The 23,046-nt window shown below is 65.0% G+C and carries 25 protein-coding genes; 16 read left to right on the forward strand and 9 right to left on the reverse strand.

Annotation, left to right across the window (positions count from 1 at the left end; genetic code table 11):
• The first annotated feature begins 46 nt into the window (after window positions 1-46).
• The 3 genes from AC0J5J_RS00225 to AC0J5J_RS00235 all read left to right on the forward strand — a co-directional run bounded on the left by AC0J5J_RS00225 (window position 47) and on the right by AC0J5J_RS00235 (window position 1,471).
• The gene (locus tag AC0J5J_RS00225; protein WP_474898851.1) at window positions 47-535 is read left to right on the forward strand and encodes a hypothetical protein; all 489 of its coding nucleotides are present in this window, start codon (window positions 47-49) and stop codon (window positions 533-535) included.
• The gene (locus AC0J5J_RS00230; RefSeq protein WP_474900175.1) at window positions 490-780 is read left to right on the forward strand and encodes a tyrosine-type recombinase/integrase; all 291 of its coding nucleotides are present in this window, start codon (window positions 490-492) and stop codon (window positions 778-780) included. The genes AC0J5J_RS00225 and AC0J5J_RS00230 overlap by 46 nt, the downstream gene beginning before the upstream one ends.
• 184 nt (window positions 781-964) lie before the next feature.
• Window positions 965-1,471, forward strand: coding sequence for a GNAT family N-acetyltransferase (locus tag AC0J5J_RS00235; protein ID WP_474898853.1), 507 nt, complete (start codon window positions 965-967; stop codon window positions 1,469-1,471).
• A 138-nt stretch (window positions 1,472-1,609) separates the two neighbouring features.
• Here the strand turns inward: AC0J5J_RS00235 and AC0J5J_RS00240 are convergent, their stop codons facing one another.
• The 6 genes from AC0J5J_RS00240 to AC0J5J_RS00265 form a co-directional block, all read right to left on the reverse strand.
• Window positions 1,610-2,194, reverse strand: coding sequence for an NUDIX domain-containing protein (locus AC0J5J_RS00240; RefSeq protein ID WP_474898855.1), 585 nt, complete (start codon window positions 2,192-2,194; stop codon window positions 1,610-1,612).
• A 576-nt stretch (window positions 2,195-2,770) separates the two neighbouring features.
• Window positions 2,771-3,367 (reverse strand): GNAT family N-acetyltransferase, encoded by a 597-nt coding sequence (locus AC0J5J_RS00245; RefSeq protein WP_474898857.1) that lies wholly within the window; start codon window positions 3,365-3,367, stop codon window positions 2,771-2,773.
• A gap of 117 nt (window positions 3,368-3,484) precedes the next feature.
• Window positions 3,485-4,180, reverse strand: coding sequence for a hypothetical protein (locus tag AC0J5J_RS00250; protein WP_474898859.1), 696 nt, complete (start codon window positions 4,178-4,180; stop codon window positions 3,485-3,487).
• A 49-nt stretch (window positions 4,181-4,229) separates the two neighbouring features.
• The gene (locus AC0J5J_RS00255) at window positions 4,230-4,955 is read right to left on the reverse strand and encodes a DUF2306 domain-containing protein (protein WP_474898861.1); all 726 of its coding nucleotides are present in this window, start codon (window positions 4,953-4,955) and stop codon (window positions 4,230-4,232) included.
• 64 nt (window positions 4,956-5,019) lie between these two features.
• Window positions 5,020-6,012 (reverse strand): NAD(P)-dependent alcohol dehydrogenase, encoded by a 993-nt coding sequence (locus AC0J5J_RS00260; RefSeq protein WP_474898862.1) that lies wholly within the window; start codon window positions 6,010-6,012, stop codon window positions 5,020-5,022.
• 5 nt (window positions 6,013-6,017) lie between these two features.
• Complete coding sequence (locus tag AC0J5J_RS00265; RefSeq protein WP_198414192.1) at window positions 6,018-6,179, reverse strand: hypothetical protein; 162 nt, start codon at window positions 6,177-6,179, stop codon at window positions 6,018-6,020.
• A gap of 168 nt (window positions 6,180-6,347) precedes the next feature.
• Here AC0J5J_RS00265 and AC0J5J_RS00270 point away from each other — a divergent pair, with 168 nt between their 5' ends.
• Window positions 6,348-7,043, forward strand: a complete 696-nt coding sequence (locus AC0J5J_RS00270) for a TetR/AcrR family transcriptional regulator C-terminal domain-containing protein (protein ID WP_474898864.1) — start codon at window positions 6,348-6,350, stop codon at window positions 7,041-7,043.
• Between the two features lie 93 nt (window positions 7,044-7,136).
• Here the strand turns inward: AC0J5J_RS00270 and AC0J5J_RS00275 are convergent, their stop codons facing one another.
• The gene (locus tag AC0J5J_RS00275) at window positions 7,137-7,616 is read right to left on the reverse strand and encodes a hypothetical protein (RefSeq protein ID WP_474898866.1); all 480 of its coding nucleotides are present in this window, start codon (window positions 7,614-7,616) and stop codon (window positions 7,137-7,139) included.
• A 172-nt stretch (window positions 7,617-7,788) separates the two neighbouring features.
• Window positions 7,789-8,373, reverse strand: a complete 585-nt coding sequence (locus AC0J5J_RS00280) for a helix-turn-helix domain-containing protein (protein ID WP_134422325.1) — start codon at window positions 8,371-8,373, stop codon at window positions 7,789-7,791.
• 103 nt (window positions 8,374-8,476) lie between these two features.
• Here AC0J5J_RS00280 and speB point away from each other — a divergent pair, with 103 nt between their 5' ends.
• From speB to AC0J5J_RS00305, 5 genes are all read left to right on the forward strand, one after another.
• Window positions 8,477-9,439, forward strand: coding sequence for an agmatinase (gene speB / locus AC0J5J_RS00285; protein WP_474898868.1), 963 nt, complete (start codon window positions 8,477-8,479; stop codon window positions 9,437-9,439).
• A 77-nt stretch (window positions 9,440-9,516) separates the two neighbouring features.
• On the forward strand, window positions 9,517-9,912 hold the full coding sequence (locus AC0J5J_RS00290; protein WP_474898869.1) for a YybH family protein: 396 nt from the start codon (window positions 9,517-9,519) through the stop codon (window positions 9,910-9,912).
• A 29-nt stretch (window positions 9,913-9,941) separates the two neighbouring features.
• On the forward strand, window positions 9,942-11,318 hold the full coding sequence (locus AC0J5J_RS00295; RefSeq protein ID WP_474898871.1) for a purine-cytosine permease family protein: 1,377 nt from the start codon (window positions 9,942-9,944) through the stop codon (window positions 11,316-11,318).
• On the forward strand, window positions 11,299-11,979 hold the full coding sequence (locus AC0J5J_RS00300; protein WP_474898873.1) for a cyclase family protein: 681 nt from the start codon (window positions 11,299-11,301) through the stop codon (window positions 11,977-11,979). Before AC0J5J_RS00295 ends, AC0J5J_RS00300 begins: the two co-directional genes overlap by 20 nt.
• A 130-nt stretch (window positions 11,980-12,109) precedes the next feature.
• Entirely contained in the window at window positions 12,110-12,766 is a 657-nt protein-coding gene (locus AC0J5J_RS00305) for a histidine phosphatase family protein (protein WP_134422335.1), read from the forward strand.
• 29 nt (window positions 12,767-12,795) lie between these two features.
• Here AC0J5J_RS00305 and pdxY read toward each other — a convergent pair whose 3' ends face one another.
• Complete coding sequence (pdxY, locus tag AC0J5J_RS00310) at window positions 12,796-13,647, reverse strand: pyridoxal kinase PdxY (protein WP_474898875.1); 852 nt, start codon at window positions 13,645-13,647, stop codon at window positions 12,796-12,798.
• Window positions 13,648-13,810: 163 nt separating this feature from the next.
• Here pdxY and AC0J5J_RS00315 point away from each other — a divergent pair, with 163 nt between their 5' ends.
• The 7 genes from AC0J5J_RS00315 to AC0J5J_RS00345 all read left to right on the forward strand — a co-directional run bounded on the left by AC0J5J_RS00315 (window position 13,811) and on the right by AC0J5J_RS00345 (window position 23,038).
• Window positions 13,811-14,383 (forward strand): RNA polymerase sigma factor, encoded by a 573-nt coding sequence (locus AC0J5J_RS00315; RefSeq protein ID WP_474898877.1) that lies wholly within the window; start codon window positions 13,811-13,813, stop codon window positions 14,381-14,383.
• An 86-nt stretch (window positions 14,384-14,469) separates the two neighbouring features.
• Window positions 14,470-15,765, forward strand: coding sequence for a hypothetical protein (locus AC0J5J_RS00320; RefSeq protein ID WP_474898879.1), 1,296 nt, complete (start codon window positions 14,470-14,472; stop codon window positions 15,763-15,765).
• An 832-nt stretch (window positions 15,766-16,597) separates the two neighbouring features.
• On the forward strand, window positions 16,598-18,382 hold the full coding sequence (locus AC0J5J_RS00325; RefSeq protein WP_474898880.1) for a GmrSD restriction endonuclease domain-containing protein: 1,785 nt from the start codon (window positions 16,598-16,600) through the stop codon (window positions 18,380-18,382).
• A 59-nt stretch (window positions 18,383-18,441) separates the two neighbouring features.
• A complete protein-coding gene (locus AC0J5J_RS00330; protein ID WP_474898881.1) occupies window positions 18,442-18,762 on the forward strand; it encodes a nucleotide pyrophosphohydrolase in 321 nt (106 codons plus the stop codon).
• Window positions 18,749-20,530 carry a DNA/RNA helicase domain-containing protein gene (locus AC0J5J_RS00335; RefSeq protein WP_474898883.1) on the forward strand — a complete coding sequence of 594 codons (1,782 nt, stop codon included), beginning with the start codon at window positions 18,749-18,751 and terminating at the stop codon, window positions 20,528-20,530. Before AC0J5J_RS00330 ends, AC0J5J_RS00335 begins: the two co-directional genes overlap by 14 nt.
• Window positions 20,531-20,630: 100 nt before the next feature.
• Window positions 20,631-21,416, forward strand: a complete 786-nt coding sequence (locus tag AC0J5J_RS00340; protein WP_474898885.1) for a hypothetical protein — start codon at window positions 20,631-20,633, stop codon at window positions 21,414-21,416.
• Window positions 21,413-23,038, forward strand: coding sequence for an AAA family ATPase (locus AC0J5J_RS00345; RefSeq protein WP_474898887.1), 1,626 nt, complete (start codon window positions 21,413-21,415; stop codon window positions 23,036-23,038). The genes AC0J5J_RS00340 and AC0J5J_RS00345 overlap by 4 nt, the downstream gene beginning before the upstream one ends.
• The last annotated feature ends 8 nt before the right edge of the window (window positions 23,039-23,046 follow it).

Here is a 23,046-nt window from a genome sequence, read left to right on the forward strand (position 1 = left end):
CCGCCGACCGGGGTATACGTTGTGGCCACGAGAAAGGAGCCAGACAATGATTCTGTTTTCTGAACCTTGGGCATGGTGGGCCATCTACGGGATCACGATTGGCGGTGGTGCAATCGGTGGGTTCGTCGCAGAACTGCTTTTGAGGGGCGCAGCCGGTCAAATCGAGAAGCCAAGAAAGGTGAAGGGGTTCTTCGATCTCGGCGTCTGGGCCAACGTGATTGTGGGCTCGGTTGCCGCTTCGGCTGCGCTCCTATTCTTTCAGCCCGGTGTCTTTGAACTTGGCGGCGCAAAGATTGAGGGCTACGAGCTACGGACACTCGTGGGTCTTTCCCTAGTAATTGGTTCGGCGGGTGGTGCCGTAATCGCAGCGATGCAGGAACGAGTAACCGCCGCGTTGAAGACCAAGGAAGCGCGTGACATCGCCGATATGGCTAAGCAGAACATCAGCGAGATTAGAGAGCAGCAGAAGCAAGGCACGGTCACGGACAAATCGTTCACCGATGCCGTCCGCAACATCGAAATGTTGACCACGTAGAAGCCCAAGAGCAGAACGGCACCCCGCAGACCACCGCGAACGCGCGTCGAAAATTGCGTCACGTGCTCGGGGGAGCGGGCGCCGAGGGTGTGACCCCGCACATGTTCCCCCGCACTGTTGCGACCGCGGTCAACTCCAACGCCAGCATCGAATTCGCGACAGGGCTGCTCGGCCACACGGACACGAACATCACGGTGCAGCACTACGTCCAACGGATCCTACGGCTCGTTCCATCGCGTCGTTGATCCCTCACATCAGGACACGGCGCTTCTCCGTTCGCGCCCAACGTGGAGGCCCGTAACATCGTCGATCTGCGCGACCAGGCGGTCCGCCTTTCAGCGGGCATAGACCTTGCGGGTGCAGTCGAGATGCTCTCCTCGTCGTGATTGTCGGTCCTCATGTCGTCGTGCCTGTCGGTATGGTCGGGGCATGACCATCGAACTGCGCACCGTATCCGCCGACGACTGGCGGGTCTGGCGGCCGGTGCGGCTCGCGGCGCTGACCGACGCGCCTGGCGCCTTCGGTTCACGCCTGCAGGAGTGGGCACACGCGTCGGATGACCGTTGGCGTGAGCGGCTGTCGATCCCGGGAGCGATCGATATTCTGGCTGTCGATGTCGACGGGAACACCCCCGTCGGCATGGCCACGGGGATCCCGTGCACGGATGCCGCCAGCCGCGCCGAGCTCATCTCCATGTGGGTCGACCCCGCCGTTCGTAGTCGTGGTGTCGCCACGGCGCTCATCACCGCGATCGCACGTTGGGCGGCGAGCGCTGGAGCGACGACGCTCGCTCTGTCCGTGATGCCGACCAATGTCGCAGCCCGACGAACCTATGAACGAAACGGCTTTGCCGCGTCCGATGAACCCGGCGATCTGCTGCCGGGTGGCCAGCACGAGCTCGTCATGCTCCGCGATCTCAGCCCCGAGCGCACCTAGAGATACTAGAAACGTGTTGCCGGACGAGACCGCGGGGACTCTCGTGTCGGATGCTTTTGCGATGGCGAAAGGGCTCGCTCCCAATCGCCGATGACCAGATTCCACGGCGCAAGATCGTTGTGGCGCCCTCACCGGGAGCTAGACACTGCTTTGGTGCCTGATTTCGTCAAGAACCCTGCGTAAGCGGTGCTCAAAGTTCACAGGCACGTTGTCGGGCAGTTCTGTTACTGGCCACCAAGCGACATCCTCGCTCTCAGTGCTGGTGGACGGGGTTAGGTCTGTTCTCGCGATTGCGCCGAAGCCGATGTCCCAATGAACGCTGCACCGTGCAAAGCCTGCACCCAGGGCGTGACGGTCGACATCAAGGATGGCGCCGACCAGACGGATGTCGTTGATGCCGCCTTCCTCACGGGCTTCGCGGAGGGCCGCCGCGGCAACTGATATGTCCGTTGCCTCAACGTGACCGCCAAGCTGCACCCAGAATCGGCCCTTCCTATGGAAGCAGAGCAAGACCTGGTCCAGATCGGGGGTGAAAACGAAACAGCTCGCAGTCACGTGCTCCGCACCCCCGTCGCGATCCAGCGCAGATCCAGGAAAGGCACCGACGAAGGAGACGTACTCATCACGCAGCGCGCCCTGGGTGTGCCCTAGGGGTTTCCAGGCGTTGAGCGTGTCAGTCAAATCTGCAGAGACGACCGGGTAGGTACCTGCAGCGTTGACCATGACCCCACCCTACTGAGACACCGGCACGTGGGCTCATAAACCCAACGGTCTCCGGGCGTGTGTTTGTTGGTAAGTGGCCTGCGAGCTTGGCAGTCTTGCCGAGTGCTTGTTTCGGAGCCGGAGCCGGAGACTTGGGTTGGGTATGCGTGGCCGCGGCAATAGGCTGTGGCTAACCGAGGGGGACATCGGGGAATCGCTTTGGGTCCTCCGCTCGCATCCCACCTGTTCAAAACAGTTACGTGATGTGGCCGGGACGGAGCTCAAGAAAGGATCCTCGCAGTGGAGATTGTGACCGCATTCGCTGGGGCCGTGCTCTCACTGGTCGTCCTTGGAATCGTGCTCTATGCGGTGATCCTGGCAGCCAAGCTATTCAGATATTGGCGACAGACTCGCTCTGCGGAGCGGGCGCGGAGAAGGCAAGAGCTTTCCGATTCGCGGATTCGCGATTCGCTTCAGGTGGCTGGATTCAAGGACTCGGAAATCGAAGATGCTCTCCGCAACTCCGGGAGCGTTGGGCCACCGACAGCTCAGGAGTGAGACGCTGACGGGAACGGTCTCCGGGCGTGTGTCCTTGTTCTATTGCGACATTGTGAGGCTGAGCCAGCGTTCTTCGATGGCATAGCCGAGATGTTCATTCATGCGGATGCTGCCGGCGTTAATTTGAGCACCCCCGGTGCCGAAGATTCTGACTCCCTCGTCGGCTAATGCCGTGATCGATGCGGCCTTCACAGCAACGGCGAGCCCTCTGAGGCGGTAGGAGCGGTGGACGGAAGTGAATTCGGTTTCCGCGCGCGTGGCCGTCAGGCCAATTACGCTGACGGCCGCGAGTTGCCCGTCAGTGATGGCACCAAAGAGGCGATACCCCGATTTCCACAGTTCGCGCATGTCGGACTCGTCGCGGTGCGGCACGGATGTTGTGGGCGTAAACGGGTAGTCGGCGTGGTTCAAGGCTTCCAGGACCGTGACCTGAGGCGCCCAGCCGGGATCGAGTTCCTCGATCAGGAATCCTTGTTCCGTTGCCGCGACGACCGCCGCGCTCAACACCGATAGGTCGGGTGGATCGCTGAGGCGTAGGCGGGCGCCCCACGATTCGCCGACAACGACGTACCCCGCGTCGGTTAGATGCTGCAGGCGTGGATCGTTGAATTGGACTACCTCTATATCCGCGGTCACGAGGACAGTTTGTCAGAGTGACTGTTGGCGAACGCCTTCGGGGCGCTCCCGTAGGGCGGAGTGCTTTCAGGGTAGGTGGTACATGAAATTGGTCTCTCGGCGCCGACCTCATTTCGGTCACGACCGGACCAGGCGCACGCCGGTCGCGAGCAGCCAGACGAGCCAGGCGGCGAACCCTAGGAGCCCGACGAAGATCAGCGTCGAGCCGTCGGCGATCGCGAGGCTGCCGAGCCCCGCGGCGAGCAGCAGGCTCCCACTCACCAGGCCCAGCAGGCGCTGCCAAGCCGGAGTCAGCCCGCTCGCGTGCGCGGCGAGAGTCACGCCGAAGCAGGTGGTGGCGATCATCGGCAGCGCCAGCGCGAACGCCGCCGCGTGAATCTGCCAGACGAGCTCGAAAGCGGGCGTCGGCTCGGCGAGCCCGCCGGCGGAGAGCGCGAGCCCGATCTGCGTGACGTTGAACAGCACGAAGATCGCCGCCAGCGTCGCGCCAGCGGCCAAGGCCAGGCGCGACCAGCCGACGCCCGCTCCGCCGCGCCGCTCCACGAGGCCGTGCAGGCCCGTCACGAACACCAGCAGCAGCGGCAGGTACAAGGCCACCAGACCAGAAATGATCGCGATCGCGTCGCGGTTGGTCGCGTAGTAGGCCAGCACTTCCTCGATCGGATCGCCATAGCCCGGAGCGCTCGTTACCGTGAACAACACGTTCTCTATCACCACCAACACCGCGAAAGCGATCGCCGCGGCACCGACGAACCGGCCTCGAGCGAACCCAGTGCGGGCTGGCTTGGTGGCGGTGTTCTTCGGTGATTTCATTTTTCTCTCCTTAGATGCGGCCGGATGACCGGCGGGATGTCGAGGGGGTTCATGATGTGAGCGCGCCACGCCTCGCACGACCGCGCCTCCGCCGGCTGGTCCGTCGCAGGATGAGTAACTCCGCCACGACACTGTTGATCACGAAACCAGCGGCGACCAGCCATGCCTCGCCGGATGCGTTGACCTCACCGACATTGAGCGTCCACAGTGTGACGACGAGCGCCTGGGTTCCGCCGGAGACAGCGATCGCGTAGGCGCGCGTCATCCATGCTCCGTGCGCAACGAAGTCGCGACGCGTGATCGCGATCACGGCGAGCACAAGAAACACTGTCATTGGTACGGCGAAGACGAGTCGAATTATCGCGAGTGCGAATTCATCAGGGGGTCCACCGAAGAAAACTGCGAGCCAGATGCTTGACAGTGTCGCGATTAATCCAGCGGGGATCAGTGCACGGCCGGCCGTACGGTGCCAACCGCGCCGAATTCGCAGTGCTGGTGAGAACTGGAATGCGCCGAGAATGCAGAACACGCTCATGGCCACGATGTGCGCTACGACCGCTACGGATGTGGCCACCATCATTTCGCTCTCGGGCTCAGCGATCCCGTCCGTCAGGCGAAGCACACCGCCGAGTACGGGAAGGGCACTGAGGATCACGAGGCCGGTTATGGCAAGCCATCCGCTCCTCGGTCGCTGCCGCTCGCCCTTCTGCTGAGCAATTGGGCGGGTGGCCGTCATCTCTTGGTCGATCGAGAAGCTCTTGTCGAGGGGGTTCATGATGCCTCTCCTGGGGTGTCGAGGGAGCGAATCGCGCGCCCGTCGCGGATGAAGAGCTGGCGGCCTACTCCCTGGTGTTGTTCAGGCTGGTGACGTTGATGGTGACCTTGCCCCTGGCGTGCTCCTCAACGAAGTAGCGGATCGCCTCAGGCGTCTCAGCGAGCGGGTAGCTGCGGTCGACTGGCGGCGTGATGGTGCCGGCGTCGATGAGCTCCCGAAGAACTTCGAGGTCGGCGCCGCTCGCGGCTGCGGAGAGGGGTCGTAGGTTCTGGGTCACGAACATGCCCAGCAGCATCGCTGCAAGCATCCGTCGGATCGGACCGAGCACGCGTCCCCCGTTGCCCGACGCCAGCACCAGAGTTCCGCGACGGGTGAGGGCCCGCCTGCACTCGGCGATCGATCGGTTGCCGACGAGGTCGATGATCACGTCGTAGCGAGCCTCGCCCAACGCGAAGTTCTCAGCCGTGTAGTCGATCACGTGGTCTGCGCCCAACGTGCGCACGAACTCGAGATTTGCGGTGCTGCAGACGCCAGTCACTTCGGCCCCGAACGCCTGAGCCAACTGCACGGCGAAGGAGCCGACTCCGCCGGACGCCCCGTTGATCAGCACCTTGTCGCCTGGCTTGATCTTTGCAACATCCCGCACGCCCTGCAGCGCCGTCGTTGCGGCGATCGGCACGGCAGCCGCCTCGCTGAAGCTGATTCGCACGGGTTTGTGAGCGAGGTGCTTCTCGTGGGCGACGGTGTACTCGGCGAAGCTGCCGGCATCCACCTCCGCATAAACCTCCTCGCCAACGCTGAAACGGCGCACGTTGTCGCCCACAGCCTCGATCACGCCGGCCACATCCCGGCCCCGCGTCGAGACCGTGGGCCGCCGCAGGCCGAACGCCAACCTCGCAACGAAGGGTTCACCCTGCATGAGCAGCCAATCGGCCGCGTTGACGGATGCTCCCAGAACCCGGATGAGGACTTCGTCCTTCGCCGCGACGGGCCGGGCAACAGTCACGTATTCGAGAGTGTCCAGTCCGCCGTAGCGGTATTGGGTTATCGCCTTCACCGTTCTCAGCGCCCCTCGGGGTCGAGCCCGTTGACCGGCTCGTGGAGGATGTCGCCACCCCGGAGCTTGTCGATTTCGCCGGGCTGGTACCGGTGGTGGTAGTCGATGTAGAGGACGAGGAACATGAGGCTCGTCCAGGCTGCCGCAGGCTTGGCTTGCACGGGCATGCGCAGATCTTGCAGCGTGTTCTGGGACGGCGGATTCTCTAGTGCTGTGTGGGATCGAGGCGTTCTCATCACAATGCTCCTTGGCGTGATTCGTCGAATCATGACTTACGACTGTAAGGACTGATCGCCAGAGTAGCCTTACGAGCGTAAGTGCGCAAGGATGGGTGGATGACGCCGCGCACACCGCTGAGCAGGGACAGCGTTATCGGCGCGGCCGCCGCAGTGGCCGACCGCGCGGGTGTTGCCGCCGTGAGTATGCGCAGTGTCGCGAAGGTGCTCGGCGTTGAGGCGATGTCGCTCTACCATCACGTGCCAGGCAAGGAAGCGCTGCTCGACGACCTTGCCGACTGGGTGTTCGAGAGGATCGAGCTGCCCGAGGTCGGTGGAACCTGGCGGGAGGCGCTGACCGCCCGGGCACGATCAGCGCGGTCGGTGCTCACGGCTCATCCGTGGGCGCTGGGGATGATGGAATCGCGCCCTCACCCCGGCCCGGCACTGCTGCAGCACCACGACCGGTTACTGGGCGTGCTGATGACCGACGGCTTCAGCGTCGCGCTCGCGATACACGCGTTCTCCGCCATCGACGCCTACGTGTACGGGTTCGCGCTGACCGAGACGAGCCTGCCGTTTGAACCGGGGGATGGCGCCGAGGAGGCGTTCGCCGTCACGGTCGCGGCGCCGGCGGAGCTGTATCCGCACATTGCGCGCTCGCGAGCCGAGCTGTTCGGCGCTGGCGGTTACGCGTTCGCGGACGAGTTCGACTACGGCTTGGAGCTGCTGCTGGAGAGCCTGGAACGTCGGGTCGCCGACGCGAGCCCCGCGCTACGCGAGCGTTCCAATCCAGGCACCAAGCGAAAACCGTAAGAACCAACGGAACGTCTAGGCTCCTGAGGTCATCCGGGCCGCCCCGCCCGGCGGCGGTTGTGGGTTCTCTGGCTACGCGCCCAAGGGTGACAGCTAGTTCTTCTTCATTTCCACGGTCGCAGACTCGCCTTGGATACTCACCGTGAAGCTGATGACGCCTTCCTTGTAGATGAACTCCTTGGCGTCGTCTGTCGACGCCATGACCGCCGTGTCAGTCGCCGCAGCGTCTCGTTGCGAGGTCCAGGCGTGAGGTTCGGTCGCATCGGCCGGGGCCTCGAACGTGCCCACCCAGTAGACGGCGGTGATGTCTTCGCTCCCGAGCTCCCAGTCGATGCTGATGACGCCATCGGTGATGGCGGCCGTCATGAAGTCGGTCTCGCTCCGCGAATTGCTCTGCTTCCAGTCGCCCGCCAGGTCGGGAGCCTTGGGCGCTTCCTCGACGGGCGCTTCCTCGACGGGCGTGGCCTCAGCAGCGGCGGCAGGGGCGGTGCTGGCAGGTGCGGCGTCCGCCGCACTGCAACCGGTCAAGGCAAGAGCGACGACGAGGACGAGAGGCGCGATGATCTTCTTCATGGGATCCATCGTGGCAGACATGGTCGAGGCAACCTCGCCATCTCGAGACCGCCGCCTTCTGGCGCGCCGGCCAAGGCGGACAGGACTGCAACGCTACGTTCGGGCATCGTCTGGAGGTGCGGCAAGAAGTGCAGTGCCGCACGAGGTCGGTGAGGGACTGCTGCGGTCTCGGTCAGGCCGAGCCACTCCACGGCGCGGGCACGATGATCCACAGCACGACGGCCGGCTCGCCACCCTCGACCTGCCAGGTGTGCGGCTCGCGACCGGGGAAGGTCAGCGCGTCGCCGGCGTGGACGGCCACGGTTCGACCGGCGAATCGCACGGTGAGTGATCCCGAGACGACGTGGAGCGCTTCGACGTCGCAGTTGATCGTGTAGAGATCGGCCCCGCCGTGCGCGTCGGGCTCGAGTTCTGATCGCAGCAGCTGAACCCGCTCCTCGCCGCGCGGCGACATCAGCCGCTCGTCGGCGCGCACTCCGCCCAAGTTGATCCGCGGAGCGTCGGCGTACGCGACATGGTGGATTTCGGGTTCGGCGAAGAGCGCTCCGACGGGCAACGAGAGCACCTGACACAACTGGACAAGCGTTGCCACGCTCGGTGACGTCTCGTCGCGCTCGACCCGGCTGATGAAGCCCTTGCTGAGGCCCGTCGTCTGAGCGACCTGGGCGAGTGACATGCCCTGTGCGGTGCGCGCGGAGCGCAGCTTGGCGCCGATGGGTGTCGCGGTGCCTTCGGCGGTGGGATGGATGGCTCGCACAGGTCCTCCTCGAAGCTGCTCACACATTCGTCCTTGACGATCCGCGCGGGGCAGCATACGGTTAGCGCAGTAGTTGTCTACAGCGTACCGAAAGTTGTCAAATATGCAACCGTTCAGCAAAGATGCGACGGATAAGCCCCGCGGGCCGGTGGACGCAAGTGTCGTGCCCCGGTTCGCCGGAATCGCGACCTTTGCGCGACTCCCGCGGCTCGACGAGGTCGAGCGGGCAGACATCGCGATCGTCGGCATTCCCTTCGACAGCGGGGTGAGCTACCGACCCGGTGCTCGCTTCGGTCCCGCGCATGTGCGCGAGGCCTCGCGTCTACTGCGACCGTACAACCCGGCGCAGGACGTCTTCCCGTTCGGCGCCCAGCAGGTTGCCGACGCCGGTGACATCGCCGCGAACCCGTTCGACATCGCTGCTGCCGTGGCCGAGATCGAGGCGGGTGCGCGCCAGCTCAGCGAGCACGCCGACCGATTAGTCGCCATCGGCGGAGACCACACGATCGCTCTGCCGCTGCTCCGTGTCGCGCACGCGCAGCACGGGCCCGTCGCGGTGTTGCACTTCGATGCCCACCTCGACACGTGGGACACGTACTTCGGGGCGCCGATGACTCACGGGACCCCCTTCCGTCGGGCGTCCGAAGAAGGCCTCATCGACCTGACCGCGAGCATGCACGTCGGCATCCGCGGCCCCCTGTATTCGAAGGACGACCTCGAGGACGACGCCCGGCTCGGCTTTGCGATCGTCACGAGCGAATTCGTCGAAGAGCACGGCGTCGCGGCCGCCATCGAACGCATCCGCGCCAGAGTCGGAGATGCACCGCTCTACATCTCGATCGACATCGACGTACTCGACCCCGCCCACGCTCCGGGAACAGGAACTCCGGAGGCGGGCGGGCTCACGAGTCGAGAACTGCTCCGGATGCTGCGTGCCCTGGCCGACCTGCGCATCATCGGCGCCGACGTGGTCGAAGTCGCCCCCGCGTACGACCATGCCCAGCTGACTGCTGTCGCGGCCAGCCACGTCGTCTACGAGTTGCTGAGCGCGATGGCACCTGGATGACCTACCCCGAGCGACACGGCCCCGACCCGACGTAGAAGTCCCGAACCCGACCGATTAGCCCGACACAGGAGACGCCCATGACACTGCCCACCCCGACGGACGAAGCAGTCCATGCCGCGGCATCCGCCATCGTCGAGGCGTTCGCCGCCACCGACGGCCCGCGCTACTTCTCACTCTTCGCACCCGACGCAACCTTCGTCTTCCACACCGAACCAGCGCGAATCGAGGACCGGGCTGCCTACGAAGCCATGTGGGATGAGTGGGTGGGTGGCGGTTGGAGTGTGGAATCCTGCGCATCGAGCGCGGCCGCAGTGCAGGCGTTTCCCGGCGGAGCCGTCTTCACCCACTCCGTCAGCACAAGCGTGATCACCGCGGACGGACCGATGTCGTACCGGGAGCGAGAAACGATCGTCTTCCGGTCTGATTCTGCCGGCCTCATTGCCGTCCACGAACACCTCTCACCCCAGCCCTGACCCGACCCCATTCATCGAGGAGCCCAAAGATGTCGCTCTACACCCGTATCGAAGGCCGACTGGACACCAATTCAGATGACGCGGGCCCGGTTCGCGGAACCTACTCGCTCGGCCGCGTGCTCATGATCTGGCTGGCCGCGAACCTTGTGGTCACCACCCTTCTTACCGGCACGCTCTTCGTGCCGGATGTGCCGTTCGGCCTTGTCATCGCCCTGATCGTGGGCGGAACGATCGTCGGCGCAGCAGTGCTCGTGACGGTCGGCGCGATCGGAACGCGCACCGGCCTGCCGACGATGGCAATCACGCGCGGACCGTTCGGGACGCGCGGGAGCCTGCTGCCGGTGGCCGCCAACGTGGTCATCCTCATGGGCTGGAGCTGGGTGCAGGCGATGCTCGCCGGGATCGCCCTCAACTACATCGTCGCGTCGATGACCGGGTTCTCGAACCCCGTCATCTTCGCGGTGCTCTGCCAGACGATCGTCGTGATCCTCGCGATCTTCGGCCACGCCGGAGTCGCTCGGGTGGAACCGTGGTTCGCCGCGGTCATCCTCGCGATCGCCGCCTACATCTTCGTCGTGGCATTCTCTACGTTCACGCCGGCTGAGTTCTCGGCCATCCCGGCGTCGCTCGAGCCGTTCTACTCCCCGGGACTGGCGTTCGATGTCGTGGTCGCGACCGCCATCTCGTGGACGGTGCTCTCGGCCGACTTCAACCGCTTCGCATCGTCGACCCACGCGGGCGTGGTCGGCTCGGGAATCGGTTACACGCTGTCGACGGTGATCTCGATGTCGCTCGGCGCGAGCGCGATCGGCTACGTCGTTCTAGGGGGCGGCGACGCGATGCCGTTCGACCCTGTGACGATCATCGAACCCTTCGGCGCCCTGTTCGCCGTCGCGATCTTCCTCTCCGTGATGGCGACGAACACGATGGTCGTCTACGGCATGGTCACAAGCGTGGTCAACGCGCTCCCCGGCCGGCGGGTGAAGTTCCTGCCCACCGCGATCGTCCTCGGGCTCATCTCGATCACCGGTTCGACCTTCTTCGGTCTGCTGGCCCAGTTCACGACCTTCCTGGTCACGATCGGCGCCCTGTTCGCACCGATCTTCGCGATCATGATCGTCGACTACTACATCGTTGCCCGCGGCAGCTACAACGCCGACATCCTGAAGGCTCAGGGTGGTCGCTACTGGTACACCGGCGGCATCAACTGGCTCGCTGTCGCGTCATGGGTGGTCGGCGCGACGTCCGCCTACGTGTGGGCCTACGTGTGGCCGCTTCCGTTCGGTGCGACCATTCCCGCCTTCCTCCTGACCTTCGCCATCTACCTGGCCTTGTCGCTCGCGCGCCGCAGCAGGACGCCTTTCGAGCCCAGCCAGCACCTCGCCGATGTCGACACCTCTCGCTGACGGCCCTGGAGCGCCGCCGCGCACGGCGCTCCGGGACCTCAGCCACCCGATCACCGACGGCATGCCGGTGTATCCCGGCGACCCGGCAGTCCACGTCGAAGCCGCGCTGGACCTCGACCGTGACGGGGTGGCCGTGACGGGGCTGCGAATGGGGTCTCATACCGGGACGCACATTGATGCGCCGTCCCATACCGTCCCCGGTGGCCGGACAATGGCCGATGTGGCCCTCGACGAGCTCCTCGGTGATGCGCTGGTGGTGCGGGTGCGAGCTCTCGCCGAGGGCGAGGTATACGGGTGGGACCGGCTGAATGCGGAGCATCCGCTACCGGATCGACTGCCCCCGATCGTCGTGATCGACACAGGCTGGGCGCGGTGGTTCGGCGACACACACGCCGTGCGGCATCCGGCCCTCGATGCCGGTGCTGCGAGCGAGCTCGTCGCCCGCGGGATGCGGATCCTCGCGGTCGACACGCTGAGTCCCGACCCGACCGGTACGTCGTCGGCCGACTTTCCCGTGCACGAGGTCGTGCTGGGCGGTGGCGGGCTGATCGTCGAGAACCTCTGCGGACTGGATGACCTGCCCTCACGGGTGCGGATCGGCTTCTTCCCCCTGCGCCTCGGCGGCGACGGGGCGCCAGTGCGCGCGGTCGCCTTCCTCTGAGGCCGGGCAGGAAACGATCCGGTCGAGATGTCCGTTTTCCCACCCGCTTCGAATGCAAGCAGGGGGGAACGCTCGCCTTTCCAGCAATCAAGAACCCCCATTGAACCGGGGGTGACACTACTGTTGCCGTATGTTCACGAACGAGCCGCTGCCCAGCCACCCCGCTCCGGATAACCCGTCAGGGAAGCTGATTCTCTTGCGTCACGGTGAGACGGAGTGGTCGAAGGCTGGCAAACACACTGGGCTCACCGATATTCCGCTCACTGCCCGGGGGGAGGAACTTGCCCGCGGCGCGGGCAGGTTGGTAGCCGACTATGATTTCTCGCTCGTGCTGACGTCGCCGCTGCAGCGTGCGCGACGCACTGCTGAGCTCGCCGGTCTTCATGCCGAGGTCGATCCGTTCCTCGTCGAATGGGACTACGGCGGGTATGAGGGGCGTACGACGCGGGACATCCGCAGCGAACTCGGCTACAACTGGAGCGCATTCACCCACGGCGTGATTCGCGGTGAAACGCCCGGCGAGACGGTCGAGGAGGTTGCCGCCCGCGCGTCGCGGGTTCTCACACGGGTGCTGCCTGCGATGGTCGAGGGAGATGTCGCTCTGATCGCGCATGGCCATTTCCTGCGCATTCTGACCGCCGTGTACCTGAGGATGGCCCCTCGATTCGGTGCTCAAATCACCCTGGATGCCGGGTCAGTCTCCGTGCTGAGCTTCTACCGTGAGCAGCCGGCCATCTTGTCGTGGAACTACGGAGACGAACTGCCGTTGGTGCCCTCAGAGTCCTAAGTCGTGACCCACGTCGTCGAGGTCTGATCTCAGCGCACGCGTTGGGCGGTGAACTGCAGGCGCGGATGAGCGTAGAAGTTCTGAGCCTGCACCAGCTGCAGTTCTCGCTCACCCGACTGATACGTCAGCTCGATGAGATCGAACACGCTGGACGCTGTCCGTGCCAGCGCTTCAGCGGCGTCACCGGTCGCGCGGTAGTGCGCCGAGAATAGAGCCGCAGTAACGTCACCCGATCCGTTCGCTTTGAAAGGCAGATGGGGAGTCTGCACGATCCAGGCGCCCGCAGCATCCACTGCCAGCATCTCGATGGTGCCGGGCTCGCGGTCGGGGCGCTCCACGCTCGTCACGAGAACGGTGCCCGGTCCCATCGCCCGGGCGAGGTCGACGGAGTCGAGCGTCGAGTCCAGGGTCGTCGGCTCGGTTCCGGTGAGGAATCCCAACTCGAACTGGTTCGGAGTAATGATGTCGGCCACGGGGACCACACGATCCCGCAGCAGGTCGGGGATCTCGGGCGCCACGAAGCACCCGGACTTCGCGTTGCCCATCACAGGGTCACACGCGTAGATGGCCGCGGGGTTCGCCGCTTTCACCCGCCGCACCGCATCCACGATGACGTCGCCGATCCCGGTGCCGCCCTGGTATCCCGAGAGCACGACGTCGATCTGGGGGAGCACGCCACGTTCCTCGATGCCGAGGATCACATCGTGCACATCCTCGGGCGCGATGAGGGATCCACGCCACGCGCCATACCCCGTGTGGTTGGAGAAGTTCACCGTGTTGACCGGTAGCACCTCTACCCCGATGCGCTGGAGGGGGAACACCGCCGCTGAGTTGCCAACGTGGCCGTGAGCGACGGCCGACTGAATCGAGAGAATCTTCACGACCTCAATCTTCCTCTCTTCGAGCAGTCCGGGCTGCCGAGGAGCACGACGGTGGGCTCGGGGCCGCTGCCCTGGCTCAATGACGACTACGCACAGTGACGCGATCTCCGAAAATTCGGCGTGCTGCGTGCAAGACTGACGGTGGAAGCGACATATTCAGTACGTGAGCATCGCCGACACCCCAGCCACCGCCGACATGAGCGAGGAAGCGGCGATGCCCGACAGCGCAGACCCACCCAAGCCGGCGGCCGACATCGACTGGTTCACCGAGGTCGTCCGGGAGCACTCGACTGCGCTCGTGCGCTACTTCGCCCGCCGCGGACCGCGTCAGGACGCCGAGGACCTGGCCGCTGAGGTCTTCGCCACAGCCTGGCGACGCCGCAACGACCTGCCACGGGAGGCGGTGCTGCCGTGGCTGTATCGCACGGCGGGATTCACCCTCGCGAATTCGCGCAGGAAGCACCTCGATCTTCCCGTCGACGCGGTGCCCGAGTCGGGTTCGGTGCGAGTCGACGGCGATCCGGAGCTGAACCTCCTGTTCGATGCGGAGCTCCGCGGCGCGCTTGCCAGCGTGGGGGAGCGCGACCGGCACATCCTTCTCCTCCATGCGTGGGAAGGTCTCGACGGAGCCGAGCTCGCCGACGTGCTCGGCATCTCCCGATCCGGGGCGGACGCCGCGCTGTCGCGTGCGCGCAAGCGACTGCGAGAAGCCTGGGGCGAGCGGATGTCGTTCTAGGCTTCTGCAAGATTCGGCGGCTTCTGCAAGATTCGGCACGCTCCGCACATATCCCAGGTGAACCGAAATTCCGGAGGCTGATCGACATGAACGACGACGACGAACAACGAGACCCGGTTGCCCGGCTGCGTGCCGCCGACCCGGCGGGGGATATCGAAGCGCGTGCCGGGTTCGCCGACGAGGTCGTCGCGCGCATCACCGGTTCTGAGGCTGAACCGATGGTCGACTCGGCACCCGTGGCCGACCTGGGCACGGAACGAGCACGCCGCAGGCCACGCTGGCTCCCGTTCGTCGCGGTCGCCGCGTCGATCGCGATCGTGGGTGGCGCGGGATACGGGATCGGAGCGACCACAGGCGGGCCGAGCAGCCTCGCCGACGGCGCTGCTCCGCCCATCACTCTGCAGTCCAACGGGGGCCCCGAAAGCGTCGTGCAAGGCGGCATCGAGCCATCCGTTGGCGCTGGCGCCGCTATCGACCAGAAGATGTCTCCCTTGACTTACCCCTACGGATCCGGCCGGAACGCCTTCAGCGCCTCCGGTCTGGGCACACAGGCGGGCACCGCTCAGTCCTACGCTTACGACCCCCGTTCGGCATCCAACGCAGACAAGGTCGCCGCGCTCGCCGCGGCGCTCGGCATCGGGTCATCAGTGGAACTGCGGGATGGCAGCTGGGTCGCCGGCCCGTCGGACGGCAGCGCCCCGAGCCTGTCAGTGAGTCTTGACGGCATGCTGTCCTTCTACTTCCAGAACCCCGAGCTGAACCCGTGGCAGTGCGAGGCCGACCAGGCCTGCGAGCCGACCGGGCAGCCGCCCAGCGAAGACGCTGCGATCGGGGCACTTCGCAATCTCCTCGCCGCCGCCGGTCGGGACCCTGCCGCGTTCGAATTCACCTCTCAGGTGTGGGAGGGCTCTCCCACACGAAGCGTCGAGGCACGACCAGTCATCGACGGGCAGCAACTCGACCAGGGGTGGGCATTGGAGCTGGCAGAAGATGGTGTCGTCAACGCCACCGGAGCCCTCGCCGACGTCGTCGATCTCGGGACGTACCCGGTGGTCAGCGAGCAAGAAGGCTTCGAACGACTCTCAGACCCGCGGTTCAGCGCAGCGGCGACGACTCTGCCGATCGCCCTCCGCGATCAGGCGACGACGACCGAGGAATGGGTGGCACCGACGGAACCGCCCGAAACACCCGTCGCCGGGACCTCCGTCTCCTGGCCGGTGACCAACGTCGAGATCGTCAGCGCACGCCTCGGTCTCACCAGCCAGTGGCAGCCGGACGGGAGCGTCCTGTTAGTCCCCGCGTACGCGTTCACGGATGCCGAGGGCGGCACCTGGTCGGTTCTCGCCGTGGGGGAATCGATGATCGACTTCCGGGCCTTCTAGACCAGCTGGCGGTGACGTGCATAGTTTGCAGTCATGACGGTGGGATCGCGCGACGAACCACACTGGGGGAGTCGTGGCGCCAGCTACGGAACGACGGCTGATAGAAATCGCGGCGGGCCAGAACCAGTAGGTTGTGGCTATGCGTATCAGGGGGTTTCGAGGGGCGAGTGCGGTTCTGGCGGCGGCTTGTTTGGCGGTGGCAATGAGCGGATGTTCTGGGTCGTTACCGGAAGCTGGAGGGCCAGTTTCTGCGCCGACGGTGACCGTAACCATGACTCCGACTCCGACGCCGACCCCGACTCCGACGCCAGAAAGCGATACATGCGACAACGCTTTCACCGCTGATCTGAATTCGAAAATGGCGACGGACGGACTCACTTTTCGTGATGACGGCCCCCGCGGAGACCTGGATTCACTGGTCGGAGCTGACGGTCTGCGCTGCGAGTGGACGAAACCGCAGACGGACCTGACCGTTCGGTACGCGAACTGGACGCGGGATATGCCTGCTTGGGATGTTCTGAGAGCTCAGCTTCTGGCCGACGGGTATACCGAGACCGGCCCGTGGGCGGTTAGCCGGCCGACTCCGGAGTTCGACTCCGCGTACAGCTACCGCGACGGCGTCATCCATTATTCGAGCCCAGCCCGTTTCATCGGGTGGGTAACTGCACTGCAATAGGCCGTGGCGCTCGCGGATGGTGACCGCTCACCGCACCTAACGGCCAGCGTCCGGAACCGGCCTGGCCGTAGGAGCCAATCGAACCGATATTCGCCCCATGCTAGGTGACGGGGACTCGGCCGCGCCCCTCTTGTTCCCCGTTCTGGGGTGAGCGCCTTGTCTCCGACCACGCCCCGCCTCCAGTACGTTTCGATCAGGCGTGTGTGCACTCGGTGTCGAGCGCATTGGAATGGGGATCAAATGACGAATTTCGGCGAGCAACAAGAGCAACCAGCGACGGCTCAAGCGGGCGACGAAACGCCGTTCTTCACCTTTGCCTCCGACATTGACGGCAAGAGCGCCACCGTCTCGGTCTTCCGGGATCGAATCGAGTGGAACAGGCTTCCTGGTGCGTCCGGTGGCACGCTCACGGCCGGTCTAGTGAATCTGGGCACGTCGCTCTTCGCGTCAGCCTCAACGAACGGCAAGAGCGCGACAGGGAGGATCCCCGTTGCGGACATGTTGAGCGTCACCACTTCGCGAGGCCTTCGCAAGACGAAAGTCTCGCTGGTCGCCGCAGGCACCACCGTCGACTTCCGCGTGTCCCACGCCGATGCCGTCCGGGTCAAGAGCGTGCTCAAACAGCTGATCCTCGAGGCACACCCGCCGATGATGGCCCGACTCGGGAAATCGTTGGTCTCGAACTTGACGGGGTCCCAGCCGACTCTCAGCACCTGGATTCTTGGCGGTCTGGTCGCTTTCTTCGCCCTGATGTTTGCGATCGTTGGTGGATTCCCGGCAATTCTCGTCATTCTGGGAATGGCCGCCCTGGTGACCGGTGTGTATGCGATCGCCGGTCGCCGGCCATGGGCATCCCTTCCGGCCCGCCAGACCGTTGTGGTCGCGCTGGCTGCCAGCCTCGTGTTCTTCATTTCGGGTGGGGTCGTTGCTGCGGCGCCAGGTGCAGGTGATATTGCTGTTGCAGAGCAGCCCACGGCTAGTGCGACACCGAGCGCAAGCCCCACCCCGACACCGACACCGGCGCCGACTCCTGGCCCGGAGTTCTCCGAAGAAGCACCGGTCGACCCCACGACAGTCTCCGCTCCGACCGAGGCCGCATCGGTCGTCGCAATAGACACAGGCTCCACCAACACGACGGCCCTCGAGCTGCTCGCAACGATCCCCGTCAAGGGCAAGGCCGCAAAGACCGGCTACGAGCGCACCGGCATGTTCGGCTCCGCCTGGATAGACGTGGACCAGAACGGATGCGACACCCGCAACGACATCCTCGCCCGGGACCTGACCACAATCACCCTGTCCGGAACCTGTCGGGTGATGACCGGTTACCTGGTCTCGCCGTACACCGCCTCGCCAATCGCCTTCGTTCGGGGTCAGGACACGTCAGCGTTCGTGCAGATCGACCACGTCGTGGCTCTGTCCAATGCGTGGCAGACCGGAGCTCAGCAACTCACTCAGGCTCAGCGCGTTTCCCTGGCAAACGATCCCATCAACCTCCTCGCCGTCGATGGTCGCTCCAACGCTCAGAAGGGCGACGGCGACACCGCAACCTGGCTGCCATCGAACAAAGCGATCCGCTGCGGCTACGTCGCCCGTCAGGTGTCGGTCAAGGCAACGTATGGCCTGTGGGTCACTCAGGCCGAGCACGACGCGATGACTCGCATCCTCGGCTCCTGCACGGGTGAAATGGCGCTGACCTCCTCGTTCACTCCGGCGCCCGCTCCGGTTGTTGTCGCTCCTCCGGCGCCGGCTCCTGTCGTGGCACCGGTACCGGACCCGGAACCGGCACCAGCAGCCCCGGCCCCTGCCCCTGCACCAGTCGACGTTTACTACGAGAACTGCGATGCTGTGCGTGCCGCGGGAGCGGCCCCCATCCAAGCTGGATCGCCGGGCTTCCAGCCCAAGTTCGACCGTGACAAGGACGGCATCGGCTGCGACGCCTGATGAATCGCGGCCAACGGCCTCCAATTTTTGAACGAACACCGCACTGCTAGGTTTGCGACATGGTCGAAATTTCAGTCCGCGACGAAATCGCGGCCTTCGTCGCCGAGCGTGATTGGGCGCAGTTCCACAGCCCCGAGAACCTGGCGAAGAGCATCGCCATCGAAGCCGGCGAACTACTCGAGTGCTATCAGTGGAACGCCGATGCCGACACCGATCGCGTGCGCGATGAACTGGCCGACGTGCTGACCTACTGCATTCTGCTTGCCGATCGCCTCGGGGTCGATCCGAACCAGATCGTTCTCGACAAGCTGGCCAAAACCCGCCAGAAGTATCCGGTCGACAAAGCCCGGGGGCGCAGCGTCAAATATGACGCACTTTGAGATCGAGCGGCTCGACTTCACTAAAGAAGCGGTACGGGCCTGGGCACCGCGCGACCACCGCAATACCAATTGGCCGGTCGTCTACGTTTTGGACGATGCTGAGGCGGGCGGCAAACCTGCGGTCAAGGGTAGCCTCAACGATGTCTACGTGGGCGAGTCGCGCAACGCGGCCAGCCGCATGCGGCAGCACTTCGAGTCGGCCGGCAAGAAGCACCTGAGCACGGTGCGTGTCATCGTCGACGCCACTTTCAACAAATCGGTGTGCCTGGATCTCGAGTCCTACCTGATTCGGATGCTCGCCGGCGACGGTTTCTACCGCGTGCTGAACCGCAACGACGGAATAACTGAGGCGGACTACTACGATCGCGGTCGGTACCGTGAGACCTTCCGCGAGGTGTTCGACGAGCTCCGGCGTGACGGGGTCTTCACCCGGAGCATTCCCGAGATCGAGAACAGCGATCTCTTCAAGCTGTCCCCGTTCAAGGCGCTCTCGACCGATCAGGCCGTCGCCGTCGATGGCATCCTCGAGGGGCTCTTCGAAGATCTGAGGGAAGGCACCGACAGCACGATCGTCGTGCAGGGTGACCCGGGCACCGGCAAGACCGTGGTCGCGATTTACCTGCTCAAGCTGCTCGTCGACATTGCGACCTCGGCTCCTGACGATGATGTAGACAGTGATTCCCTGTTCTCCGAGTTCTTCGTGCCGGGTTACCGGGAGCTTCTCACGGACATCCGGATCGGCCTGGTCGTGCCACAGCAGTCCCTGCGTGAGTCCATCAAGAAGGTGTTCCGCAAGACGCCCGGACTGCGCCCGGACATGGTCATGACCGCATTTGACGTTGGTTTCGCAGAGGATGACTTCGACCTGCTCATCGTCGACGAATCGCACCGGCTGAACCAACGAGCCAATCAGCCCTCGGGTGTTCAGAACAAGAACTTCAGCGAGATCACCCAGAAGCTCTTCGGGAGCGACGACAAGACGAAGACCCAGCTCGACTGGATCACCGCGAAGAGCAAGCATCAGATCTTCCTGCTGGACGCGGCGCAGAGCGTTCGCCCGGCCGATGTGCCACCCGAGTTGTTGACCGGTCTCGTGCGGCAGGCGAAAGCCTCGAGACGTCACCATCCGTTGATGTCGCAGATGCGTGTGCAGGCCGGGGCGGACTACGTCGGCTATGTCAGGCGCATCCTCGACACGACGACCACGACCGGCACCTCGCCGGCAGTGACTACCGAGGTGTTCGACGGCTACGACTTTCAGATGTTCGACAGCATCTCAGGGATGCGGGCGGAGATCCTTCGCAAGGATGCCGAAGTCGGGCTCTCGCGCCTGCTCGCCGGGTATGCGTGGGCCTGGAAGACAAAGACCGACAAGACCGCCTACGACATTGAGATCGGCGGTTGTCAGCTGCGCTGGAACAGCACACAGACCGACTGGATCGCGTCGCCCAAGTCGGTGGACGAGGTCGGATCGATCCACACCGTGCAGGGATACGACCTCAACTACGCGGGTGTGATCATCGGCCCGGACCTTCGCTTCGATCCCGTGGCGGGCAAGCTGATCATCGATCGCGGGTCGTACTTCGACAAGAAGGGCAAGGAGAACAATCCGGTCCTCGGCAAGACGTACACCGACGACGACCTCCTGCGGTTCATCACCAACATCTACGCGGTACTGCTCACCCGCGGAATCCGGGGGACCTACGTGTATGTCTGCGATCCCGCGCTTCGCGAGTACCTGCGTGGATTCATCCCGATCGCTGTGTAGTCGACCTGACCCGGGTGCCTGACCGCAACGGCCCCACCACCCCCAGGCAGTAGTCTGTGACGAGCGCAGCACACCCGGGGGGAAGAGCCGCATCGTGAGTATGACGAATGTTTCAGTGTCGAGCGCTGCTCGTCAACGCATCCGTTCGTTCTCGGTCTGGGTGTGGGTTTTCGGCACCGTGGTGCTTTTCGTCTTCGCGCTGAACACGTTCGGCGGAGGCGGCGAGAACGAGTTGGCGAACGGCGACGCATTCAGCCCGTGGGAAGTTGCGGACCCACCTGTCTTCGAATCAAACGGAGTCACGTATTCGGGTGAGGCCAGCGGCCTGATCAAGATTCCCCTCGAGGATCACGACCAGGCCCCGTATCTGGTGAGCCTGGTCACCGGCGGCTACGTGAGCCTGTACGTGACCGAAACCTACGATATCGGTCAGGATGCCGACAACCGTGCCTACCCGACCAATGTGGGCGCGGTCGTGGGCCCCGAGGAGTTGCTGTTCATCCCGCCCGACGCCGATCTCGAGCTGTGGGTGGAGACCGACGTCCCCTGGGAAATTACGCTGAAGCAGCCCCGGGTCACCGAGATCGCCGGCGGCTTCGCCAGCGGGGCGGGCAACGACATCCTCGTCTACCGGGGCGACGCGGCCAGCGCCCGCTTCGTGCACAAGGGAACGGGTGTGTTCTACGTCACCTTCACGACCCTCGGCAGGCCGGTCGGCGGGTCGATCATCAGTAACGGCGAGGTGGACGTGCGCCAGTCCTGGCCTCCGAGCGACGCCGTCTACTTCTCCGTCGAGTCCGACGGTTCCCCGAACGCCTGGTCCGTCGATATCGACGAACTGGCGACGGATGCGCCTACGCCCGACCCCCAGAAAGGAACGCAATGAGTTTCGCCCAGACGCTCGACCAGGCCTTCAAGGCCCGCCTGCCGCTGCTGTACATCGAGACCAGCGAGGAGGTGCGCGCGCTCGAAGGAATCACTCGCGCCGCCCAGGCGCTGCGGCGCCCGCGCGAGGTCTGGACCTGGACCAGCGCCACCGGGCTGATCGGCCCCGACGGCAAGGGCGTCATCAACACGGCCACCCCCGCCCGGGCGCTCGACCATGTCGTCGGCATCCCGGAGAACGCGGTCTTCGTCTTCTGCGACCTGCACGCCTACTTCGGCTCCGAACAGCGCCCCGGCGACCCGGTCATCATCCGCAAGGTGCGCGAGACGGTGCTCGAGCTTCGGCACGCGGATGCCGCGCGTGCGCTGATCGTGACGGCCCCGGTGCGCGCCATCCCGCCGGAGCTGGACAAGCTCGCCCACCTGCTCGAATTCCCGCTGCCCAACACGACCGAGCTGCGTTCCATGCTCGACGCGATGATCGAGAACAACTCGTCGGGCAGCGGCCGCATCAGCGTGAAGGCCGACGAGAAGACCCTCGAGGCCCTCGTGCAGGCGGCGCGGGGCCTCACCATGTCGGAGGCCGAGAACGCCTTCGCCCGGGCCATGGTCGACGATGGCCAACTCGCCGCGGGCGACATCACGGTCGTGCTCGACGAAAAGCGCCAGATCGTGAGCAAGTCGGGTCTGCTCGACTTCGTCACCAAGGCGCTCGACCTCGACTCCGTCGGCGGCCTGAACAACCTCAAGCGCTGGCTGTCCCGGCGCGACGGCTCCTGGCTGGGCGAAGCCGAGGAGTTCGGCCTGCCGGCCCCCAAGGGCGTGCTCATCACCGGCGTGCCCGGCTGTGGCAAGTCGCTCACCGCAAAAGCGATGGCCGCCTCCTGGGGGCTGCCGCTACTGCGGCTCGACATCGGCCGGATCTTCTCCGGGCTCGTCGGCTCGTCGGAGCAGAACCTCCGCAACGCCCTCGCCACCGCCGAAGCCGTCGCCCCGTGCATCCTCTGGGTCGATGAGATCGAGAAGGGCTTCTCCAACACCACGGGCACCGGCGACTCCGGCACCACCGCCCGAGTCTTCGGCTACTTCCTCACCTGGATGCAGGAGAAGCAGCATCCGGTGTTCGTCGTCGCCACGGCCAACAACATCGACTCGCTGCCGCCGGAGTTCATGCGCAAGGGCCGTTTCGACGAGATTTTCTTCGTCGACCTGCCCACCGCTGTGGAGCGGCGCGCGATCTGGACCATCCAGCTCTCCTCCAACGCCACCGGCGGCAACGGTCTCGCGGCCTTCGGCGCCGCCGACGTCGAGAAGCTCGTCGCCGACAGCGAGAACTACTCGGGTGCGGAGATCGAGCAGGCCGTGATCGTGGCCCTCTACGAGGCCTTCGCCGAGCGCCGCCCGGCGACCCTGCGCGACCTCACCGAGGCGATCACCAACATGATCCCGCTCGCCGTGACCCAGTCGGAGGAAGTGCAGACCATCCGCGCCTGGGCCGAGGTACGCGCCGTGCGCGCCACCGGCAGTGAAGACATCGACCCCGAAGAAGACGCCCTGGTCGGCGCCGTCGACACCGCTGCGGGGCTGTCCAGCCGTCGCGGCGGACGCACCGTGGATTTCTAAGGACTCCC

The organism is Cryobacterium sp. TS_SC_7, assembly GCF_056156285.1.

What these genes read in the sequence shown, in the direction of transcription:
- AC0J5J_RS00235 (WP_474898853.1), top strand. Translation starts at nt 965, where the DNA reads ATGACCATCGAACTGCGCACCGTATCCGCCGACGACTGGCGGGTCTGG.
- AC0J5J_RS00265 (WP_198414192.1), bottom strand. Translation starts at nt 6,179, where the DNA reads ATGCCCGTGCAAGCCAAGCCTGCGGCAGCCTGGACGAGCCTCATGTTC.
- AC0J5J_RS00225 (WP_474898851.1), top strand. Translation starts at nt 47, where the DNA reads ATGATTCTGTTTTCTGAACCTTGGGCATGGTGGGCCATCTACGGGATC.
- AC0J5J_RS00275 (WP_474898866.1), bottom strand. Translation starts at nt 7,616, where the DNA reads ATGAAGAAGATCATCGCGCCTCTCGTCCTCGTCGTCGCTCTTGCCTTG.
- AC0J5J_RS00345 (WP_474898887.1), top strand. Translation starts at nt 21,413, where the DNA reads ATGAGTTTCGCCCAGACGCTCGACCAGGCCTTCAAGGCCCGCCTGCCG.
- AC0J5J_RS00320 (WP_474898879.1), top strand. Translation starts at nt 14,470, where the DNA reads ATGAACGACGACGACGAACAACGAGACCCGGTTGCCCGGCTGCGTGCC.
- AC0J5J_RS00255 (WP_474898861.1), bottom strand. Translation starts at nt 4,955, where the DNA reads ATGAACCCCCTCGACAAGAGCTTCTCGATCGACCAAGAGATGACGGCC.
- AC0J5J_RS00330 (WP_474898881.1), top strand. Translation starts at nt 18,442, where the DNA reads ATGGTCGAAATTTCAGTCCGCGACGAAATCGCGGCCTTCGTCGCCGAG.
- AC0J5J_RS00295 (WP_474898871.1), top strand. Translation starts at nt 9,942, where the DNA reads ATGTCGCTCTACACCCGTATCGAAGGCCGACTGGACACCAATTCAGAT.
- AC0J5J_RS00300 (WP_474898873.1), top strand. Translation starts at nt 11,299, where the DNA reads ATGTCGACACCTCTCGCTGACGGCCCTGGAGCGCCGCCGCGCACGGCG.
- AC0J5J_RS00270 (WP_474898864.1), top strand. Translation starts at nt 6,348, where the DNA reads ATGACGCCGCGCACACCGCTGAGCAGGGACAGCGTTATCGGCGCGGCC.
- AC0J5J_RS00290 (WP_474898869.1), top strand. Translation starts at nt 9,517, where the DNA reads ATGACACTGCCCACCCCGACGGACGAAGCAGTCCATGCCGCGGCATCC.
- AC0J5J_RS00305 (WP_134422335.1), top strand. Translation starts at nt 12,110, where the DNA reads ATGTTCACGAACGAGCCGCTGCCCAGCCACCCCGCTCCGGATAACCCG.
- speB (WP_474898868.1), top strand. Translation starts at nt 8,477, where the DNA reads ATGCAACCGTTCAGCAAAGATGCGACGGATAAGCCCCGCGGGCCGGTG.
- AC0J5J_RS00240 (WP_474898855.1), bottom strand. Translation starts at nt 2,194, where the DNA reads ATGGTCAACGCTGCAGGTACCTACCCGGTCGTCTCTGCAGATTTGACT.
- AC0J5J_RS00335 (WP_474898883.1), top strand. Translation starts at nt 18,749, where the DNA reads ATGACGCACTTTGAGATCGAGCGGCTCGACTTCACTAAAGAAGCGGTA.
- AC0J5J_RS00340 (WP_474898885.1), top strand. Translation starts at nt 20,631, where the DNA reads ATGACGAATGTTTCAGTGTCGAGCGCTGCTCGTCAACGCATCCGTTCG.
- AC0J5J_RS00250 (WP_474898859.1), bottom strand. Translation starts at nt 4,180, where the DNA reads ATGAAATCACCGAAGAACACCGCCACCAAGCCAGCCCGCACTGGGTTC.